Below are 18,958 nucleotides of genomic sequence, written 5' to 3'. Positions count from 1 at the left end.
GGTCGGTGTTTTCAGCCCGTCCGGCGTTTGAGGACAAGGCCCGTTCAGGGCCGGCAGCGGGGGTCTGGGGACGGCAGCCCTCAGAGAGGGCCCGGGGTCGAAGGGGCAGCGCCCTAGGGGCGGCGAGGGCGAGGAACCGCCCCGGCTCACCCCCTCCCCAGCAGATCCGCCGGGAACGCCCCCACCCCCACCGCCCTCCGGGCGAACCCCGTACCGAGCTCCGTCAGCCGCGCCACCCCCGCCGCCCCGAGGTGCTCGTACGGCGCCCGGTCCAACCGGTCCGTCCCGGCCTCGATCTCCTCGCGCAGGGCGGCACCCTCGGCGGTCAGATCACCCGAGCCGTCCAACAGCCCCCGCTCACGCAGTCGTGTGCAGGCCGCGTCCCAGTCCTCCTGGGTCCAGCCGCGCGTGGAGAACACCCACTTGGGCGTCATGCCCTTGCCGGTCGCGGTGTGGGTCACCACCGCCTCGAGGCCGTCGAGCCCCGCGGACATCAGCATGGCCAGGTGCCCGTCACCCCGGTGCTCCCGCAGCAGCGTCGTGGCATGGAAGTACGCCATGTGCGGCTCCTCGGGGACCGGCAGGTCGGCATGCGCCGAGTACAACGGCCGAGCACTGCGCGAACACCCCTCCGCGGCCCGCAGCGCGAGCCCCGCCGCCTCCACCATCTCCGCCGACCTCACCGCGTCCTCACCGAGCAGCCGCCGCAGCGCCGCATCGACCGCACGCGCGCGTGCCGCGAGCACGTCCTCGGGCGAGGCGATCGCCCAGACCGCGGGAACGTGCCGGGCCACCAGCTCATGCTTGTAGTTGTAGAACGTCGCCGTCACCGCACCCGCACCCACAGGCCCCATCGCGGCCGCACGCACCGCGAAGTTGACGGCCCGGGGATGCGTGATCCCGAGGGCGCCCAGTTCTTCGCCCAGTTCGGGCGCGAAGTAGGACGTCGAGTGCACGGAGTTGAGCATGTTGTGACAGCGTCGGCCGGCACGCGGCTCAAGGGCGGCAGTAGTCATGGCCGCAGATTACCAACCGCTTGGTACGTACCCCATACCTCCGCACACCATGGCAGAAAAGGTGGGGACCTCGTCATTGCGGCCACCCCGACCAACACCAAGAATCGAAGGCATGGCGCAGCGAACCGTTCTCTTCGTACTCTTCGACGCGGTACAGAGCCTCGATGTCACCGGCCCGCTGGAGGTCTTCGCGGGGGCCGAGACGCACGCCCCGGGCACCTACGACATCCGCACGGCCTCCCTGACGGGCGCCCCCGTCCGCAGCTCCAGCGGCCTGACCCTCGTACCGGACCAGGCCCTCGAAGAAGAACCCGTCGACGCGCACACCCTCGTGGTCCCAGGCGGCCAGGGCACCCGCACCCCCGCCCCCGACCTGGTCGACTGGCTCCGCGAACACGGTCCCCGAGCCGAACGCCTCGTCTCCGTCTGCACCGGCGCGATCCTGCTCGCCGCGGCCGGACTGCTCGACGGCCGCCGCGCCACGACCCACTGGGCGTACTGCCACAAGCTCGCCCGCGACCACCCCGCCGTCGAGGTCGACCCCGACCCGATCTACATCCGCGACGGTCACGTCGCCACCTCCGCCGGCGTGACCTCGGGCATCGATCTCGCCCTCGCCCTGGTGGAGGAGGACCTGGGTAGGGACGTGGCCCTGGGCATCGCACGCCACCTCGTGGTCTTCCTGCGCAGGCCGGGAAACCAGGCCCAGTTCAGCGCCCAGCTCGCCGCCCAGACCGCCCAGCGCGAGCCCCTCAGAGAAGTCCAGCGCTGGATCACCGAGCACCCCGACGCCGACCTGACCGTCGAGGCGCTCGCCACCCGCGCGAGCCTCTCCCCGCGCCACTTCGCCCGCGCCTTCCAGGCCGAGACCGGCATGACCCCGGGCCGGTACGTCGACCGGGTCCGTCTCGAACACGCCCGACGGCTCCTGGAGGACACCACCGACGGCGTCGAGGAGATCTCCCGCTCCAGCGGCTACGGCACCCCGGAGGCGATGCGACGCGCCTTCGTCAAAGCCCTGGGCGCGGCCCCGGCCGAGTACCGCCGCCGATTCCACCCCGCGCCAACCCACTGACACCGACACCGACACGACCGAAGGAAAAGCCGTGCAGATCGCCATGGTCCTCTACGACCGCTTCACCGCCCTCGACATCATCGGCCCCTACGAGGCCCTGAGCCGACTACCCGACGCACAGGTCGATTTCATCGCCGAGACCGCGGGCCCGGTCCGCGCCGACACCGGATTCCTGGCGATCATGGCCGACAAGTCCCTGGCCGACGTACCGCACCCCGACATCCTCGTGGTCCCCGGCGGACCCGGCACCCTCGACCAGATCGAGAACGAGACGCTCCTGGAGTGGCTCAGGACCGCCGACACCACCAGCACCTGGACGACCTCCGTGTGCACCGGCTCGCTGCTCCTGGCCGCCGCGGGCCTGCTCGAAGGCCGCCGCGCCACGACGCACTGGCTCACCCTCGACTTCCTGGCGCAGTACGGCGCCGAGTCCACGGGTGAGCGGGTCGTACCGGACGGCAAGTACATCACCGCCGCCGGTGTCTCCTCCGGCATCGACATGGGCCTGACCCTGGTCGGGAAGATCGCCGGCGACGAGCACGCGCAGGCCGTACAGCTGCTCACCGAGTACGACCCGCAGCCGCCCTACGACGCCGGCTCCCCGCAGAAGGCGCCCGCGCACCTCGTCGAGGAGTTCCGTACGAACAGCCGCTTCAGCCTGGCGTAGCCACGTTCCAGCTGAAGCTCGGCTGCCTGCGCTCCAGGAACGCGGCGACGCCCTCCGCGGTGTCGCCGCTTCCGCGTGCCTGCTCGGCCCAGTGGGCGTCACGGTCGGTGCGCCCGCCCGCGAACTCCTTCGCCGCGGCCTGCGTCAGCTGAGAGCCCGAAGCCAGGATCCGGGTGAACTCCAGGACCCGCTTGCCGAGTTCGCCCTCGGGCAGCACCTCGTCCACCAGGCCCGTGCGCAGCGCACGCTCAGCGCCGATCAACTCGCCCGAGAACAGCAGGTACTTGGCGGTGGCCGGCCCCACCAGCGACACCAACCGCCGGGTGGAGGAGGCCGGATAGACGATCCCGAGCCTCGCCGGCGTCACCCCGAACAGCGATCCCTCTTCCGCGAACCGCAGATCGCACGCCGCGGCCAGCTGCGACCCACCGCCCACGCAGTGCCCCCGGATCGCAGCCAGCGTCGGCTTCGGAAAGGCCGCCAGCGCCTCCTCCGCGGCCACGGCCAGTGTCTGCGCCTCCTGCGGCGACCCTTGCAGCGTGGAGATGTCCGCGCCCGCGCAGAACGTCCCGCCCTCACCGGTCAGCACCAGCACCCGTACGGCCGGGTCGGCGGCCAGCGTCCGGAGCAGCGGCGGCAGCGCGCCCCACATCGCGGCCGTCATCGCGTTGCGCTTGGCCGGATGGTGGATGACGACGGTGGCGACCGAATCGGTGACGCTCCGCAGCAGCTGGGGCTCCATGCGGCGGATGCTATCCGCTTGCGCCGAACGGCCCAGCAGGAAGGGCCCCGCGAACCAGGCCGGTCAAAGGTGCAAAGTGGGGTGAAGGGTAGCGAGTGGGAAGGAGACGCCCATGGCCAGGTCCACCAGACCCTCGGGCGAGGCGGCGAAGCTCCGGCGCGGGTTCGGCCTGCTCGGCGCCCTCGGCGTGCTGCTGGTCGCCGGGGGAGTGATCGGGCTTCTCTACACCGCGTTCGCCACGCTGACCTCGATGCTGCTGTTCGGCTGGCTGCTGCTGATCGGCGGTGTCATCGGCCTGGCGCACGCCGTCCAGGCACGCGGCACCAACTTCTTCTGGCTCGGCGTCGCCGTCGCGGCGCTGAACATCGCGGCCGGCGTGGTCGTCATCCGCAGACCGGAGGCGGCGGCCGAGGCGCTGGCCATGTTCGCCGCCCTGCTGTTCCTCACGGGCGGGCTGTTCCGCCTGGTCGGCAGCCTGGTGGTGCGCGGCCCGCAGATGGGCTGGACGCTGCTGCAGGGTGCCTTCGACCTGGTCCTCGGCATCCTGGTGCTCGGCACCTGGCCCAGCAGCCGGTACGTCATGGGCACGCTCTTCTCGCTCGCCCTGCTCTTCGACGGGCTCGGCCTGATCGCCACGGGCTTCGGCGGTCGCCGGATCGTCGGTATGGTCACGGAGCGTGTCGGTGACGGGGGTGCGGGACAGGCCGCGGGCAAGGGTGCCACCAAACCCGTACAACCCGAATAGTTCGCCAAGTCGGCACGAGCAGTTCAGGAGCGGTCCCACAACTGACCGCGTCATACGCCAACGGTCAGATTCGCTCGATACTTGCTGACTTCTGTTCAGTCATACGGTCCGGACCTGCGCGTTACCAACACTCGACATGTGGTGACAATCGAGCGCGAGGGTGGCGACCGGACGATGGAGAACCACGGGCGCGGGTCCGGCCCACGCCCAACAGGCGGCGCGGACGAACCCCTTGATCCCCGGCCGCCGAATCCACTGCCCTACGAGGGCGTCTGGCGGTTCACCGCCCCCGCCGTGGACGCCTCGGTACCGCAGGCCCGGCATGCCGTACGGGACCTGCTGTACCGCCAGGGCGTACCGGTGTCGGACGACACCGTTCAGGGAGTGCTGCTGATCGTGTCGGAGCTGGTCACGAACGCCGTCCGGCACGCGGCACTGCTCTCCCCGATGCTCGCCGTGGAGGTCGCCGTAGGCGCCGAGTGGCTGCGGGTGTCGGTGGAGGACAACCACCCCTACCGCCCTACCGCCCTGGAGGCCGACCACGGCCAGACCGGCGGCCGCGGGCTGCTCCTGGTGCGCGAGGTGGCCAGGGAGGCGGGCGGTGTGTGCGACGTCGAGCACACGGCGAGCGGAGGCAAGGTGATCTGGGCGGCGGTGCCGCTCAAGCCCGTGCATGTGCCCTAGGGGCCCGTCCGGCGGAGCGGGCCCCCAGGCTCCGTCACCAGCCGGCTGACGGGCCCGTCAGTTCCCGTACCGCGGGACGGGCGGCGTCCAGCACGGTCATGAACCAGGCCGAGAAGGTGTCCTTCTCATGCCGCTCGGCCAGCTCGGCCGGGGTCACGAAGGCCGTCTCGTCGACCTCCTCCGGGTCCGGCCGCAGCGGCGACTGCACCATGCCGACGAAGAAGTGGTTGTACTCCTGCTCCACCAGGCCCGAGTCCGGGTCCGGGTGGTTGTAGCGGACCGTGCCCGCCTCGGCGAGCAGTGACGGGGAGACACCGAGTTCCTCGTACGTCCGCCGGGCCGCGGCCGCGAAGGGCGCCTCACCGGGGTAGGGGTGGCCGCAGCAGGTGTTGGACCAGACGCCGGGGGAGTGGTACTTGCCGAGGGCCCGCCGCTGGAGCAGCAGCCGACCGTGCTCGTCGAACAGGAACACCGAGAAGGCCCGATGGAGCTGTCCCGGCGGCTGATGGGCGGCGAGCTTCTCGGCGGTGCCGATCGTCACGCCGTTCTCGTCGACGAGTTCCAGCAAAATCGCGTCAGCGGCGCCGTTCGACGGACTCTGCGTCGTGGTGCCAGGCGTGGTCGGCATACCCATCCTTCACATTGGTCTTGCGCCCCAAGTGTGCCGTACGAATCCGGCACTCCCGGCAGTTGATCGTGCCCGGCGCGGCGGGTACGGAACCGTCGACGGGAGCGCTGTGGGCGTGAAGACGCCACGGACCACCGGATCGCTGCATTCCGCCCGTACTGACGTGTTGTCGGACCGTACGGTTGTTTCACTGCTGAAGCCCCGCCTCAGTGGCACAGCCGCGCCTCGTGCTCGGCGTGCCCGATCGGCTCCAGCTGGAAGGTGCAGTGCTCCACGTCGAAGTGGTCGCCGAGGCAGCCCTGGAGCTCGTGCAGCATTTTCTCGTGCCCGATCGCGTTCAGGACGTCGGAGCGCACCACCACATGCGCCGACAGCACCGGCATCCCGGACGTGATCGTCCACGCGTGCAGATCGTGTACGTCCTCCACGCCGTCCAGTGCCAGTATGTGGGACCGGACCTGCGCCATGTCGACGTCCTTGGGGGCCGACTCCAGCAGTACGTCCAGGGTCTCGCGCAGCAGCTTCAGCGTGCGCGGCACGATCATGAGGCCGATGACCAGCGAGGCGATCGGGTCGGCGGCCTGCCAGCCGGTGGCCAGGATCACCGCCGCCGAGATCAGCACCGCGAGCGAGCCCAGCGCGTCCGCGGCCACCTCCAGGAAGGCGCCGCGCACGTTCAGGCTCTCCTTCTGGCCGCGCATCAGCAGCGTCAGCGAGATCATGTTCGCGACCAGGCCGATCGCACCGAACACGATCATCAGGCCGCCCTCCGTCGCCGCGGGCGTGAAGAACCGCTGGATCGCCTCGTACAGCACGTAGCCGCCGACGCCCAGCAGGAGCAGACAGTTGGCGAGGGCGGCGAGGATCTCCGCACGGGCGTAGCCGAAGGTGCGTGTCGTGCTCGGCGGACGGTTCGCGAAGTGGATCGCCAGCAGGGCCATGCCCAGGCCCAGCGCGTCCGTCGCCATGTGCGCCGCGTCCGCGATCAGGGCCAGCGAGTTCGCGACCACGCCGCCGACGATCTCGACCACCATGACGCCGAGCGTGATCGCCAGCGCGACCCGCAGTCTCCCGCGGTACGCCGCGGCCGCCGTACCGGTCGTCGGCGCGTGCGCGTGCCCGTGATCGTGCCCAGCCCCCATGGAAAGCCGCCCTTCAGTGTCCGTACCGCATCCGTCGGACGATCGGAATTTCCGTCCCGGGATCACAGTGAACTACGGGTGGGGGGTATCGGGCAACGCGGCACTGAACACCGTTGTCATGTGCCCTGACCTGCGGAAACGATCCGCAGGTCAGGGTGGTGCGCTTGATCAGAGACCGTGGTGCAGCCGCCAGCCCGCCCACGCCGACTCGACCATCTCGCGTACCCCGCGCCGGGCCGTCCACCCGAGCCGCTCGGCGGCCAGCGCGGCCGAGGCGACCGCGCGCGGGGCGTCCCCGGGGCGCCGGGGCTCGACGACGGCGGGGCGCCGATCGCCGGTCACCTCGCCGATGACGGTGATCAGCTCGCGCACGGAGACGCCCTCGCCGCTGCCGATGTTGACCGTGAGATCGCCGCTGTCGTTCGCCTTCGTGAGCCGCCGGGCCGCCGCCAGATGCGCCTCGGCGAGATCGGCGACGTGAATGTAGTCACGGACGCAGGTGCCGTCCGGCGTCGGATAGTCGTCGCCGAAGATCCGCGGAGCCTCGTCACGGGTGAGCCGGTCGAAGATCATCGGGACGATATTGAAGACGCCCGTGTCGGCCAGCTCCGGCGAGGCGGCGCCCGCGACGTTGAAATAGCGCAGACATACGGTGGAGATCCCGTGTGCCCGGCCGGCCGCGCGCACCAGCCACTCCCCGGCGAGCTTGGTCTCGCCGTACGGATTCACCGGCGCGCACGGAGTGTCCTCCGTGATGAGATCCACATCAGGGTTGCCGTAGACGGCGGCGGACGACGAGAACAGGAACCGCTTGATCCCCGCCTCCGCGACCGCCTCCAGGAGCGTGGTGAGACCGCCCACGTTCTCCCGGTAGTAGCGCGTGGGCTGCGCCACGGACTCACCGACCTGCTTGCGCGCCGCGAGATGCACCACACCCGTCACCGCGTGCTCGGCGAACACCCGCTTCAGCAGGTCACCGTCCAGCGACGAGCCCTCGACCAGCGTGACGTCTCCCGGGAGCCGCGCGGGATACCCGGCCGAGAGATCGTCCAGTACGAGCACGCGTTCCCCGGCGCCGGTCATGGCCCGCGCCACATGTGCCCCGATGTAGCCGGCTCCGCCTGTGATCAGCCATGTCATGGTCGCCCACCCTATGCGCAGCCCTTCGCGCGCTGCGCAATGTCGCCGATGCCCCGTTCTGTACGCACGAGTTTGTGGGGCGGCCCTGAGATCCCTGATGATGATCGCGGCCGGGTTTCGGCAAATCCTGCCGATCGCTTCGCCGAACGGCCGGTGAACGTTGGCTTCCAATCATCCGATAGCCTCTGCCGACACGCCGCCCGGCCAGGCATTTGACACGGCCCCGGCCAACAGGCGCTGCCACCCACGTACAGGGAGTGAGTTCGGTTGTCGACCGCCATCCTCACCGGTCAGCCGGTCCCCGGATCGTCGATCGAGGGCGATCTGCGGTCCCTCGGCTACGACGTGCGGGTCGCCGCCGACCCGGCCGACGCCGAGACGCTCCTCGCCCAGGTCCCCGGCGACCAGCGCGTCGCCCTGATCGACGCCCGCTTCGTCGGCCACCAGCACGCGCTGCGCCTCGGTCTGACCGACCCGCGCTTCCCGCTCGCCGCGATCCCGGGCGCCGTGACCGCCCAGGCGGCCGGCCGCAAGGCCCTGACCCGCGCCATGGCCCGCGAGACCTCCGCGGGCGGCGGTGCGGCGGTCGCCGTCGACAGCCTCGCCGACCGCGTCGTCACCGCCCTGGACGACGACGGCACCGACGTCCACCGCCCCGAGCTCGGCAGCCTGGTCGCCGTCGTTCCGGCCGACCCGCAGGCCCGCAACGAGGCGCGGCAGGCCGTCGCCTCCGTCGACGACGAGGCCGTACGCCTGAAGTCGGCCGTGAAGGCCCGCGACGGCTTCTTCACGACCTACTGCGTCAGCCCGTACTCCCGCTACATCGCCCGCTGGTGCGCCCGCCGGGGCCTGACCCCGAACCAGGTCACCACCGCCTCCCTGATCACCGCGCTCATCGCGGCGGGCTGCGCGGCCACCGGCACCCGGGTCGGCTTCATAGCGGCGGGCCTGCTGCTGATCTTCTCGTTCGTCCTGGACTGCACCGACGGCCAGCTGGCCCGCTACTCCCTGCAGTACTCCACGCTCGGCGCCTGGCTCGACGCCACCTTCGACCGCGCCAAGGAGTACGCCTACTACGCCGGCCTCGCCCTCGGCGCGGCCCGCGGCGGCGACGACGTCTGGGCCCTCGCCCTCGGCGCGATGGTCCTCCAGACCTGCCGGCATGTCGTGGACTTCTCCTTCAACGAGGCCAACCACGACGCCACCGCCAACACCAGCCCCACCGCAGCACTCTCCGACAAGCTCGACAGCGTCGGCTGGACGGTCTGGGTGCGCCGGATGATCGTTCTGCCCATCGGCGAGCGCTGGGCGATGATCGCGATCCTGACGGCGGCCACGACCCCGCGCATCACCTTCTACGCACTCCTCATCGGCTGCGCCTTCGCCGCGACCTATACGACGGCGGGCCGCGTGCTGAGGTCCATCACACGCAAGGCGACACGGACGGACCGCGCGGCGCAGGCGCTGGCGGACCTCGCGGACAGCGGGCCGCTCTCCGAGGGCCTCGCCGGGCTGCTGAGGAAGCTGCCCGCCCGCGGGCCGCTCGGCTCCCGCGCCCTGGTCGCGCTGCCGGGCGCGGCGCTGCTCGTCGCGGCCGCCGGGCTCTCGGCGTACGGCAGCGCGCTGCCGATCGCCCTGGCCCTGCTCTATGTCATCACCTCGGCCGCAGCCGTCGCCCTGCCCCTCAAGGGCGCCCTCGACTGGCTGGTCCCGCCCCTGTTCCGGGCCGCCGAGTACGGCACCGTCCTCGTCCTCGCAGTTAAAGCCGAGGTAAACGGAGCCCTTCCTGCGGCTTTCGGACTGGTGGCCGCCGTCGCCTACCATCACTACGACACGGTGTACCGCATCCGCGGCAACGCCGGAGCGCCGCCGGCCTGGCTGGTGCGCGCCATCGGGGGGCACGAAGGACGGACGTTGCTCGTCACCGTTCTCGCCGCGGTGCTCTCCGCCTCGCAGTTCACGGTCGCGCTCACGGTCCTCGCCGTGGCCGTCGCCCTCGTGGTGCTCGTCGAGAGCATCCGCTTCTGGGTGTCCTCCGGGGCGCCCGCCGTACACGATGAAGGAGAACCCGCATGATCGGCCTCGTGCTGGCGGCCGGCGCCGGACGGCGTCTGCGCCCCTACACCGACAGCCTTCCCAAGGCTCTGGTGCCGGTGGGGCCCGCGGGCATAGAAGGCGAACCCACGGTTCTCGACCTGACCCTGGCGAACTTCGCCGAGATCGGGCTGACCGAGGTCGCGATCATCGTCGGCTACCGCAAGGAAGCGGTGTACGAGCGCAAGGCGGCCCTTGAGGCGAAGTACGGCCTCAAGCTCACCCTCATCGACAACGACAAGGCCGAGGAGTGGAACAACGCCTACTCCCTGTGGTGCGGACGTGACGCCCTCAAGGACGGCGTGATCCTCGCCAACGGCGACACCGTCCACCCGGTCTCCGTCGAGAAGACGCTGCTCGCCGCCCGCGGTGAGGGCCGTCGCATCATCCTCGCCCTGGACACGGTGAAGAGCCTCGCCGACGAGGAGATGAAGGTCGTCGTCGACCCCGCCAAGGGCATGACGAAGATCACCAAGCTGATGGACCCCGCCGAGGCCACCGGGGAGTACATCGGCGTCACCCTCATCGAGGGCGACGCCGCCCCCGAGCTGGCCGACGCCCTCAAGGCCGTGTGGGAGACCGACCCGCAGCAGTTCTACGAGCACGGTTATCAGGAGCTCGTGAACCGCGGCTTCCGCATCGACGTGGCGCCGATCGGCGACGTCAAGTGGGTCGAGATCGACAACCACGACGATCTCGCCCGCGGACGGGAGATCGCATGCCAGTACTGACCCGGCTGATTCCCTCGCCGGTCGTCGTCGACATTCGCCCGGGTGCCCTGGACGACCTGGCCTGTGTGCTCGCCGACGAGCGCATCTCGCACTCCGGCAAGCTCGCCGTCGCCGTCAGCGGCGGATCCGGCGCGACGCTCAGGGAGCGGCTCGCTCCCTCGCTGCCCGGTGCCACCTGGTACGAGGTCGGCGGTGGCACTCTCGACGACGCGATCCGGCTGGCCGGCGAGATGAAGGCCGGCCACTACGACGCGGTCGTCGGCCTCGGCGGTGGCAAGATCATCGACTGTGCCAAGTTCGCCGCGGCGCGGGTCGGCCTGCCGCTGGTCGCCGTACCGACGAACCTCGCGCACGACGGCCTGTGCTCGCCCGTCGCGACCCTCGACAACGACGCGGGCCGCGGATCGTACGGCGTGCCCAACCCGATAGCGGCCGTCATCGACCTCGACGTCATCCGCGAGGCCCCGGTGCGTTTCGTGCGCGCGGGCATCGGCGACGCGATCTCCAACATCAACGCGATCGCCGACTGGGAGCTCGCCAACCGCGTCAAGGGCGAGAAGATCGACGGCCTCGCGGCCGCCATGGCCCGACAGGCCGGCGAGGCCGTGCTCCGGCACCCGGGCGGAGTCGGCGACAACGACTTCCTCCAGGTCCTCGCCGAGGCGCTGGTCCTCACCGGCGTCGCCATGTCGATCTCCGGCGACTCGCGCCCGGCCTCGGGCTCGTGCCACGAGATCAACCACGCCTTCGACCTGCTGTTCCCCAAGCGTGCCGCGAGCCACGGCGAGCAGTGCGGCCTGGGCGCGGCCTTCGCGATGTATCTGCGCGGAGCCCACGAGGAGTCGGCCTACATGGCCGAGGTGCTGCGTCGGCACGGTCTGCCGGTCCTGCCGGAGGAGATCGGCTTCACGGACGACGAGTTCGTCCGCGCCGTGGAGTTCGCTCCGCAGACCCGGCCCGGCCGCTACACGATCCTCGAACACCTCGACCTGACAACCGACCAGATCAAGGACATCTACGCCGACTATGTCAAGGCCATCGGTAGCTGAACTCCGCCCCGTCGTTCACCCCGCGGGGGTGAAGGACCGGCGCAGCGGTGAGCACTGGATGGGACGCCTCTACATGCGAGAGGTGTCCCTGCGGGTCGACCGCTACCTGGTGAACACCAGGGTCACGCCCAACCAGCTCACGTACCTGATGACCGTCTTCGGTGTGCTCGCGGCCCCGGCGCTCCTGGTGCCGGGGATCACGGGCGCCGTCCTGGGCGTGGTGTGCGTCCAGATGTATCTCCTCCTGGACTGCGTCGACGGCGAGATCGCCCGCTGGAAGAAGCAGTACTCGCTCAACGGCGTCTACCTGGACCGGGTCGGCGCCTACCTCACCGACGCCGCCGTGCTCGTCGGATTCGGGCTGCGCGCCGCCGACCTGTGGGGCAGCGGCCGTATCGACTGGCTGTGGGCCTTCCTCGGCACGCTGGCCGCGCTCGGCGCGATCCTGATCAAGGCCGAGACCGACCTGGTCGGCGTCGCCCGCCACCAGGCCGGCAAGCCGCCGGTGCAGGAGGCCGCGTCCGAGATGCGCTCTTCCGGCATGGCGATGGCCCGCAAGGCCGCCGCTCTGCTGAAGTTCCATCGCCTCATCCTCGGCATCGAGGCCTCGCTGCTGATCCTGGTCCTGGCGATCGCCGACCAGGTCCGCGGCGACCTGTTCTTCTCCCGGCTCGGCGTCGCCGTGCTCGCCGGCATCGCCCTGCTCCAGACCCTGCTGCACCTCGTGTCCATCCTCGCCTCCAGCAGGCTGAAGTGACCGGCGTGAAGGTCGGCGCGGTGATCATCACCATGGGCAACCGCCCCGACGAGCTACGGGCCCTGCTCGACTCGGTCGCCAAGCAGGACGGCGACAAGGTCGAGGTGGTCGTCGTCGGCAACGGCTCCCCGGTGCCCGACGTCCCCGAGGGCGTGCGCACCATCGAGCTGCCCGAGAACCTCGGCATCCCCGGCGGCCGCAACGTCGGCATAGAGGCATTCGGCCCCAGCGGCCGCGACGTCGACATATTGCTCTTCCTCGACGACGACGGCCTCCTCGCCCACCACGACACCGCCGAACTCTGCCGCGAGGCCTTCACGGCAGACCCGAAGCTCGGCATCGTCAGCTTCCGTATCGCCGACCCCGACACCGGGGTCACCCAGCGCCGCCACGTCCCCCGGCTGCGCGCGGCCGACCCGATGCGCTCCTCCCGGGTCACCACCTTCCTCGGCGGCGCCAACGCCGTACGCACCCAGGTCTTCGCCGAAGTCGGCGGACTCCCGGACGAATTCTTCTACGCCCACGAGGAAACCGACCTTGCATGGCGGGCCCTCGACGCGGGCTGGATGATCGATTACCGGTCGGACATGGTGCTGTTCCACCCGACGACCGCGCCCTCGCGGCACGCGGTCTACCACCGCATGGTGGCCCGCAACCGCGTCTGGCTCGCTCGCCGCAACCTCCCCGCCCCCCTTGTCCCGGTCTATCTGGGCGTCTGGATGCTGCTCACGCTGGCCCGGCGCCCCTCCCGCCCCGCCCTCCGGGCATGGTTCGGCGGATTCAGGGAAGGCTGGACCACTCCGTGCGGTCCCCGCAGGCCCATGAAGTGGCGTACGGTGTGGCGGCTGACTCGACTGGGCCGACCTCCCGTCATCTGACAAGCTCGACCCTGAGAGTGACCGGGCCCGACGGCCCCAGGTTCATGCCAGGCCCGCACAGTCTGCGCATCTCGAAGACGAAAGTTTCAACTGGTGAGTGAGACAACGCACGACGGCTCGGTCGCGGTGAGCGCGCCGCCGTCGCCCGACGAGGGACTCACGGCGGCCCAGCTGGCCGCCAAGTACGGGCTCGCTGTGAGCGGCGCCCGGCCCTCGCTGTTCGAGTACGTCCGTCAGCTCTGGGACCGGCGGCACTTCATCCTCGCGTTCTCGCGGGCGAAGCTGACCGCCCAGTACAGCCAGGCGAAGCTCGGCCAGCTCTGGCAGGTGGCCACGCCGCTGCTGAACGCGGCCGTGTACTTCTTCATCTTCGGCGTGATCCTCCAGGCCGACCGGGGCATGCCCCGCGAGGTGTACATCCCGTTCCTGGTCACCGGCGTCTTCGTGTTCACCTTCACCCAGAGCTCGGTGATGGCGGGCGTCCGCGCGATCTCGGGCAACCTGGGCCTGGTGCGCGCACTGCACTTCCCGCGCGCGTCGCTCCCCATCTCCTTCGCGCTCCAGCAGCTCCAGCAGCTGCTGTACTCGATGATCGTGCTGTTCGTCGTGGCGATCGGCTTCGGCAGCTATCCGAAGCTCAGCTGGGTGCTGATCCTGCCGGTGCTGGTCCTTCAGTTCCTCTTCAACACCGGCCTCGCCCTGATCATGGCCCGCGCCGGCGCCAAGACCCCCGACCTGGCGCAGCTGATGCCGTTCGTGATGCGTACGTGGATGTACGCGTCCGGGGTGATGTTCTCCATCCCGATCATGCTCAAGGGCAAGCCAGACTGGATCGCCACCGTCCTGCAGTGGAACCCGGCCGCGGTCTACATGGACCTGATGCGCTTCGCTCTCATCGACGGCTACGACCACACGCAGCTGCCCGACCACGTCTGGGCGGCGGCCGCCGGATGGGCCGTGCTGTTCGCGGTCGGCGGCTTCGTGTACTTCTGGAAGGCGGAGGAGAGGTACGGCCGTGGCTGAGCAGAGGGCGGATGCGCACATCCCCACCGTCATCGCGGACGAGCTGCACATCGTCTACCGCGTCAACGGCGCCAAGTCCGGCAAGGGCAGCGCCACCGCCGCCCTCAGCCGCATCATGAAGCGCGGCGAGGAGCGGGGCGTACGCAAGGTGCACGCCGTACGCGGCGTCTCCTTCGTCGCCTACCGGGGCGAGGCCATCGGCCTGATCGGCTCCAACGGCTCCGGCAAGTCCACCCTGCTGCGCGCCATCGCCGGACTGCTCCCGCCAGAGAAGGGCAAGGTCTTCACCGACGGCCAGCCCTCCCTGCTCGGTGTGAACGCGGCACTGATGAACGACCTCACCGGCGAGCGCAACGTCATATTGGGTGGGCTCGCCATGGGCATGACCCGCGAGCAGATCAAGGAGCGCTACCAGGGCATCGTCGATTTCTCCGGCATCAACGAGAAGGGCGACTTCATCACCCTGCCCATGCGCACCTATTCCTCCGGCATGGCGGCCCGGCTGCGCTTCTCCATCGCCGCCGCCAAGGACCACGACGTCCTCATGATCGACGAGGCGCTGGCCACCGGCGACCGCAAGTTCCAGAAGCGCTCCGAGGACCGCATCCGTGAACTGCGCAAGGAAGCCGGCACGGTGTTCCTGGTCAGCCACAACAACAAGTCGATCCGCGACACCTGCAACCGCGTGCTGTGGCTGGAACGCGGCGAGCTGCGCATGGACGGCCCGACCGACGAGGTCCTCAAGGAGTACGAGAAGTTCACGGGCAAGTAGTCCACCCGGACATGGGCCAAGCGGCCCAGCGCCTTTCCCGGAGCCCCGCCGGAACTGCCCCGGCGGGGCCCGCGTCTGCAAAGGAAACGTCAACTCCGGCCGGTGCCAGGAATCTTGACATCAATCGGTGTGTTGTTGTGATGTGCAGGACGCCCCCAAGGGCCTCGGTGCGTTGTACAACGTAAGCTGTACCGGTACCGAAACGCGGCAAGTGGGGCGATAAGGCGCGACACCCCTCTCTCCGGGCCGCGGCGCGGACAGCCGGGCGGCGTGTCCGAAATAGTGTGCATTGGGTCTGCGGTGTAGAACGGGAGATGTGACGGCAATGGCTACGGAAACTCCCCAGCTCAACGCCTCCGCCTGCGCCGTCCCCGCCCCGGGCAGCCCACGGTGAACCGAACCGGCGCGCCCTCCGACGATCCGGAGCGCGGCACGCTCGACAAAGCCGCAGCGGAGAACTTCCCCGTGGCCCCGTTCTTCCTGCCCAGGGCCTGGCGAACCGACCTCATGGCCGTCTACGGCTTCGCCCGCCTGGTCGACGACATCGGCGACGGCGATCTCGCTCCCGGCGGCGCCGACGCCCGACTGCTGGGCGTACCGCCCGAGGACGCCGAGGACCGCCTGATCCTGCTCGACGCCTTCGAGGCCGACCTGCGCCGCGTCTTCGACGGCACCCCGAGCCACCCCCTGTTGCGCCGCCTCCAGCCGACGGTCCGCCGCCGCTCGCTCACCCCCGAGCCCTTTCTCGGCCTGATCGCCGCCAACCGCCAGGACCAGCTCGTCGGACGCTACGAGACCTACGACGATCTGCTTGCCTACTGCGAACTCTCCGCCAACCCCGTCGGCCGCCTCGTCCTCGCCGTCACCGGCACCGAGACGCCCGAGCGGATCCGCCTCTCCGACGCGGTGTGCACCGCGCTGCAGATCGTCGAGCACCTCCAGGACGTCGCCGAGGATCTCGGCCGTGACCGGATCTATCTGCCCGCGGCGGACATGAAGCGCTTTCACGTGCAGGAAACCGATCTCGCGGCAGAAACAGCGGGCGCATCGGTGCGCGCACTGGTTGCATACGAAGCCGAACGTGCCCGGCTCCTCCTGAATGAAGGCACCCCCCTGGTGGGTAGCGTCCACGGCAGGCTCAAGCTGCTGCTCGCGGGTTTCGTGGCGGGGGGAAGGGCGGCGATCCGTGCGATCGCCGCCGCCGAATACGACGTACTTCCCGGCCCGCCCAAGGCCAGCAAGCGCCAGCTGCTGCGTGAGGTGGGCGTGACTCTGCGAGGAGAGGGGTGATCCGGACCGTGGAGTCTGCACCACACGCGTCCGCACCGGTACTCGCCGCCTACAGCTACTGCGAGGCCGTCACCGGGCAGCAGGCCCGTAACTTCGCCTACGGCATCAGGCTGCTGCCCACGTCCAAGCGCCGCGCCATGTCGGCGCTGTACGCGTTCTCGCGCCGCGTCGACGACATCGGCGACGGCGCCCTGACCGGCGACGTCAAGGTCGCCAGACTCGAGGACACCCGTCAGCTGCTGACCCGGATCCGCGACCGTGAGGTCGACGAGGACGACGTCGACCCCGTGGCCGTGGCCCTCGCCCACGCCGCCGACGTCTTCCCGATCCCCCTCGGCGGACTGGACGAGCTGATCGACGGCGTCCTGATGGACGTACGCGGGGAGACCTACGAGACCTGGGACGATCTGAAGGCCTACTGCCGCTGTGTGGCCGGCGCCATCGGGCGGCTCTCGCTCGGCGTCTTCGGCACCGAACCGGGTGCGCGCGGCGCCGAACGCGCTCCCGAGTACGCCGACACGCTCGGGCTCGCCCTGCAGCTGACCAACATCCTGCGTGATGTCCGGGAGGACGCCGAGGGAGGGCGCACCTATCTGCCCTCCGACGACCTCGCCAAATTCGGCTGCTCGGCCGGCTTCAGCGGGCCGACCCCACCGGAGGGCTCCGACTTCGCGGGCCTCGTCCACTTCGAAGTGCGACGGGCCCGCGCCCTTTTCGCCGAGGGCTACCGGCTGCTCCCCATGCTCGACCGGCGCAGCGGCGCCTGCGTCGCCGCCATGGCCGGTATCTACCGCCGACTCCTGGACCGCATCGAGCGTGACCCGGAGGCCGTGCTGCGCGGCCGGGTCTCCCTGCCCGGGCGCGAGAAGGCGTACGTCGCCGTGCGCGGTCTGTCCGGTCTGGACGCCCGGCATGTCACCCGAACCGTCAGGAGGCGCGCCTGATGGACATTCCGGCCCAAGGTGATGCCACCGGCGAAAAGCGGCAGGCAACCCTCCGCTCCCATGCGGCGTCCCTGACTGAGACGACCGGCCGTGGACCGTTGAACCATCGGCGCGGCGGCCGCGCAGGGGAGGGTGCACGATGACCGAGGGCACACGGCCGGAGGGGTCGCTCGCGGACATCCCGGGACACTCGGGGCGGGACGCCGTCGTGATCGGCGGCGGGCTCGCCGGCATCACCTCCGCACTCGCGCTCGCCGACGCGGGCGTCCGGGTCACCCTGATCGAGGGCAGGCCGAGGCTGGGTGGCCTGGCCTTCTCCTTCCAGCGCGGCGATCTGACCGTCGACAACGGACAGCACGTCTATCTGCGCTGCTGCACCGCCTACCGCTGGTTCCTCGACCGGATCGAGGGGACGGCGCTGGCTCCGCTCCAGGATCGTCTCGACGTGCCCGTGCTCGACCTCGACAAGCCCGAGGGCCGACGGCTCGGCAGACTGCGGCGCGACGCCCTGCCCGTACCCCTGCACCTGGGCCGGAGCCTGGCGACCTATCCGCATCTCTCCCTCGCCGAACGCGCCAAGGTCGGCCGTGCCGCGCTCGCGCTCAAGGGGCTCGACCTCGCCGATCCGACCCTGGACACCCAGGACTTCGGCAGCTGGCTGACCGCGCACGGTCAGTCGGCGCGTGCCGTCGAGGCCCTGTGGGACCTGGTCGGGGTCGCCACCCTCAACGCGGTCGCGGGCGACGCCTCGCTGGGGCTCGCCGCGATGGTGTTCAAGACCGGTCTGCTGTCCGACCCGGGCGCCGCCGACATCGGATGGGCGCACGTCCCGCTGGGTGAACTGCATGACCGGCTGGCCCGCAAGGCGCTCGACACCGCGGGCGTCCGTACCGAGGTCCGTACACGCGTCACCTCCATCTCCTCTGACGAGAACGGACGTTGGAGCGTCGAGGTTCCCGGTGAGACGCTGCACGCGGACGCGGTCGTGCTCGCCGTGGCCCAGCGCGAGGCGTACGACCTGCTGCCCGACGGCGCACTCGACGCCCCCGAAAAGCTCCTGGAGATCGGCACGGCGCCGATCCTGAACGTCCATGTCGTCTACGACCGCAAGGTGCTGAGCACACCGTTCCTCACGGCCCTCGGCACCCCCGTGCAGTGGGTGTTCGACCGCACCGAGGCCTCCGGGCTCCGGGACGGCCAGTACCTCGCTCTGTCCCAGTCGGCCGCGCAGGACGAGATCGACGAACCCGTCGCCGCCCTGCGTGAGCGGTATCTGCCCGAGCTGGAACGGCTGTTGCCCGGCGCGCGGGGCGCGCACGTCAAGGATTTCTTCGTGACCAGGGAGCGCACGGCGACATTCGCTCCCACCCCAGGCGTCGGGCGGCTGCGGCCCGGCGCCCGTACCAAGGCATCCGGCCTCTACCTGGCCGGAGCGTGGACCGCCACAGGGTGGCCCGCGACCATGGAGAGTGCGGTCCGCAGTGGCGTGAGTGCGGCCGGCGCCGCGCTGAGCGCCCTGGGCCGGCCCCGCCCCAGCCACCTCTTCAGCGTCGAGGAGGCGGCGTGATGCTGAACGAGCGC

20 protein-coding genes are annotated in these 18,958 nt (G+C 70.4%); 15 read left to right on the top strand and 5 right to left on the bottom strand.

Features of this window, described 5'->3' with window-relative positions; genetic code table 11:
* Window positions 1-146: 146 nt before the first annotated feature.
* On the bottom strand, window positions 147-1,016 hold the full coding sequence (locus IE325_RS00495; protein ID WP_190067600.1) for an SCO6745 family protein: 870 nt from the start codon (window positions 1,014-1,016) through the stop codon (window positions 147-149).
* 112 nt (window positions 1,017-1,128) lie between these two features.
* On the opposite strand from IE325_RS00495, the gene IE325_RS00490 reads away from it, so the two are divergent.
* On the top strand, window positions 1,129-2,091 hold the full coding sequence (locus IE325_RS00490) for a GlxA family transcriptional regulator (protein WP_190067599.1): 963 nt from the start codon (window positions 1,129-1,131) through the stop codon (window positions 2,089-2,091).
* 31 nt (window positions 2,092-2,122) lie between these two features.
* A complete protein-coding gene (locus IE325_RS00485) occupies window positions 2,123-2,758 on the top strand; it encodes a DJ-1/PfpI family protein (protein WP_190067598.1) in 636 nt (211 codons plus the stop codon).
* Here IE325_RS00485 and IE325_RS00480 read toward each other — a convergent pair.
* A complete protein-coding gene (locus tag IE325_RS00480; protein WP_190067597.1) occupies window positions 2,745-3,500 on the bottom strand; it encodes an enoyl-CoA hydratase/isomerase family protein in 756 nt (251 codons plus the stop codon). The two genes, IE325_RS00485 and IE325_RS00480, sit on opposite strands and share 14 nt — an antisense overlap.
* A 112-nt stretch (window positions 3,501-3,612) precedes the next feature.
* Between IE325_RS00480 and IE325_RS00475 the strand changes: the two genes are divergently transcribed.
* A complete protein-coding gene (locus IE325_RS00475; protein WP_190067596.1) occupies window positions 3,613-4,245 on the top strand; it encodes an HdeD family acid-resistance protein in 633 nt (210 codons plus the stop codon).
* A gap of 174 nt (window positions 4,246-4,419) precedes the next feature.
* A complete protein-coding gene (locus IE325_RS00470) occupies window positions 4,420-4,929 on the top strand; it encodes an ATP-binding protein (RefSeq protein WP_190068465.1) in 510 nt (169 codons plus the stop codon).
* Between the two features lie 34 nt (window positions 4,930-4,963).
* On the opposite strand, the gene idi is transcribed toward IE325_RS00470, so the two are convergent.
* The 3 genes from idi to galE form a co-directional block, all read right to left on the bottom strand.
* Window positions 4,964-5,557: an isopentenyl-diphosphate Delta-isomerase gene (idi, locus tag IE325_RS00465; RefSeq protein WP_190067595.1), complete on the bottom strand. Its 594-nt coding sequence runs from the start codon at window positions 5,555-5,557 to the stop codon at window positions 4,964-4,966.
* A gap of 206 nt (window positions 5,558-5,763) precedes the next feature.
* Entirely contained in the window at window positions 5,764-6,699 is a 936-nt protein-coding gene (locus tag IE325_RS00460; RefSeq protein WP_190067594.1) for a cation diffusion facilitator family transporter, read from the bottom strand.
* Between the two features lie 168 nt (window positions 6,700-6,867).
* Window positions 6,868-7,839, bottom strand: coding sequence for a UDP-glucose 4-epimerase GalE (gene galE / locus IE325_RS00455; protein ID WP_190067593.1), 972 nt, complete (start codon window positions 7,837-7,839; stop codon window positions 6,868-6,870).
* A 267-nt stretch (window positions 7,840-8,106) separates the two neighbouring features.
* On the opposite strand from galE, the gene IE325_RS00450 reads away from it, so the two are divergent.
* The 11 genes from IE325_RS00450 to hpnE all read left to right on the top strand — a co-directional run bounded on the left by IE325_RS00450 (window position 8,107) and on the right by hpnE (window position 18,944).
* Complete coding sequence (locus IE325_RS00450; RefSeq protein ID WP_190067592.1) at window positions 8,107-9,915, top strand: DUF5941 domain-containing protein; 1,809 nt, start codon at window positions 8,107-8,109, stop codon at window positions 9,913-9,915.
* Window positions 9,912-10,664 carry a phosphocholine cytidylyltransferase family protein gene (locus tag IE325_RS00445; protein WP_086868346.1) on the top strand — a complete coding sequence of 251 codons (753 nt, stop codon included), beginning with the start codon at window positions 9,912-9,914 and terminating at the stop codon, window positions 10,662-10,664. Before IE325_RS00450 ends, IE325_RS00445 begins: the two co-directional genes overlap by 4 nt.
* Window positions 10,652-11,713, top strand: a complete 1,062-nt coding sequence (locus IE325_RS00440; RefSeq protein WP_190067591.1) for an iron-containing alcohol dehydrogenase family protein — start codon at window positions 10,652-10,654, stop codon at window positions 11,711-11,713. The genes IE325_RS00445 and IE325_RS00440 overlap by 13 nt, the downstream gene beginning before the upstream one ends.
* Window positions 11,691-12,470, top strand: coding sequence for a CDP-alcohol phosphatidyltransferase family protein (locus IE325_RS00435; RefSeq protein WP_190067590.1), 780 nt, complete (start codon window positions 11,691-11,693; stop codon window positions 12,468-12,470). The genes IE325_RS00440 and IE325_RS00435 overlap by 23 nt, the downstream gene beginning before the upstream one ends.
* A 32-nt stretch (window positions 12,471-12,502) precedes the next feature.
* Window positions 12,503-13,348: a glycosyltransferase family 2 protein gene (locus IE325_RS00430; RefSeq protein ID WP_190068464.1), complete on the top strand. Its 846-nt coding sequence runs from the start codon at window positions 12,503-12,505 to the stop codon at window positions 13,346-13,348.
* Between the two features lie 93 nt (window positions 13,349-13,441).
* Window positions 13,442-14,371, top strand: coding sequence for an ABC transporter permease (locus IE325_RS00425; protein ID WP_190067589.1), 930 nt, complete (start codon window positions 13,442-13,444; stop codon window positions 14,369-14,371).
* Window positions 14,364-15,143 carry an ABC transporter ATP-binding protein gene (locus tag IE325_RS00420; protein ID WP_190067588.1) on the top strand — a complete coding sequence of 260 codons (780 nt, stop codon included), beginning with the start codon at window positions 14,364-14,366 and terminating at the stop codon, window positions 15,141-15,143. Before IE325_RS00425 ends, IE325_RS00420 begins: the two co-directional genes overlap by 8 nt.
* A gap of 390 nt (window positions 15,144-15,533) precedes the next feature.
* Window positions 15,534-16,433 (top strand): squalene synthase HpnC, encoded by a 900-nt coding sequence (gene hpnC, locus IE325_RS00415; protein WP_190067587.1) that lies wholly within the window; start codon window positions 15,534-15,536, stop codon window positions 16,431-16,433.
* Window positions 16,430-17,377: a presqualene diphosphate synthase HpnD gene (hpnD, locus tag IE325_RS00410; protein ID WP_190067586.1), complete on the top strand. Its 948-nt coding sequence runs from the start codon at window positions 16,430-16,432 to the stop codon at window positions 17,375-17,377. Before hpnC ends, hpnD begins: the two co-directional genes overlap by 4 nt.
* Window positions 17,377-17,520 carry a DUF6380 family protein gene (locus IE325_RS46935; RefSeq protein WP_350895672.1) on the top strand — a complete coding sequence of 48 codons (144 nt, stop codon included), beginning with the start codon at window positions 17,377-17,379 and terminating at the stop codon, window positions 17,518-17,520. Before hpnD ends, IE325_RS46935 begins: the two co-directional genes overlap by 1 nt.
* Window positions 17,517-18,944 carry a hydroxysqualene dehydroxylase HpnE gene (hpnE, locus tag IE325_RS00405; protein ID WP_190067585.1) on the top strand — a complete coding sequence of 476 codons (1,428 nt, stop codon included), beginning with the start codon at window positions 17,517-17,519 and terminating at the stop codon, window positions 18,942-18,944. Before IE325_RS46935 ends, hpnE begins: the two co-directional genes overlap by 4 nt.
* The last annotated feature ends 14 nt before the right edge of the window (window positions 18,945-18,958 follow it).

It is taken from the genome of Streptomyces lanatus (genome assembly GCF_014655715.1).
GTDB lineage: Bacteria > Actinomycetota > Actinomycetes > Streptomycetales > Streptomycetaceae > Streptomyces > Streptomyces lanatus.
The sequence above is the reverse complement of the archived record's forward strand: the minus strand, read 5'-3'. Positions and strand labels throughout refer to the sequence as shown.

Bases quoted from the DNA above. Each gene is read 5' to 3' on its own strand.
- IE325_RS00495 (WP_190067600.1), bottom strand. From the start codon at position 1,016: ATGACTACTGCCGCCCTTGAGCCGCGTGCCGGCCGACGCTGTCACAAC.
- IE325_RS00490 (WP_190067599.1), top strand. From the start codon at position 1,129: ATGGCGCAGCGAACCGTTCTCTTCGTACTCTTCGACGCGGTACAGAGC.
- IE325_RS00480 (WP_190067597.1), bottom strand. From the start codon at position 3,500: ATGGAGCCCCAGCTGCTGCGGAGCGTCACCGATTCGGTCGCCACCGTC.
- IE325_RS00475 (WP_190067596.1), top strand. From the start codon at position 3,613: ATGGCCAGGTCCACCAGACCCTCGGGCGAGGCGGCGAAGCTCCGGCGC.
- IE325_RS00470 (WP_190068465.1), top strand. From the start codon at position 4,420: ATGGAGAACCACGGGCGCGGGTCCGGCCCACGCCCAACAGGCGGCGCG.
- idi (WP_190067595.1), bottom strand. From the start codon at position 5,557: ATGCCGACCACGCCTGGCACCACGACGCAGAGTCCGTCGAACGGCGCC.
- IE325_RS00460 (WP_190067594.1), bottom strand. From the start codon at position 6,699: ATGGGGGCTGGGCACGATCACGGGCACGCGCACGCGCCGACGACCGGT.
- galE (WP_190067593.1), bottom strand. From the start codon at position 7,839: ATGACATGGCTGATCACAGGCGGAGCCGGCTACATCGGGGCACATGTG.
- IE325_RS00445 (WP_086868346.1), top strand. From the start codon at position 9,912: ATGATCGGCCTCGTGCTGGCGGCCGGCGCCGGACGGCGTCTGCGCCCC.
- IE325_RS00440 (WP_190067591.1), top strand. From the start codon at position 10,652: ATGCCAGTACTGACCCGGCTGATTCCCTCGCCGGTCGTCGTCGACATT.
- IE325_RS00435 (WP_190067590.1), top strand. From the start codon at position 11,691: ATGTCAAGGCCATCGGTAGCTGAACTCCGCCCCGTCGTTCACCCCGCG.
- IE325_RS00430 (WP_190068464.1), top strand. From the start codon at position 12,503: ATGGGCAACCGCCCCGACGAGCTACGGGCCCTGCTCGACTCGGTCGCC.
- IE325_RS46935 (WP_350895672.1), top strand. From the start codon at position 17,377: ATGGACATTCCGGCCCAAGGTGATGCCACCGGCGAAAAGCGGCAGGCA.
- hpnE (WP_190067585.1), top strand. From the start codon at position 17,517: ATGACCGAGGGCACACGGCCGGAGGGGTCGCTCGCGGACATCCCGGGA.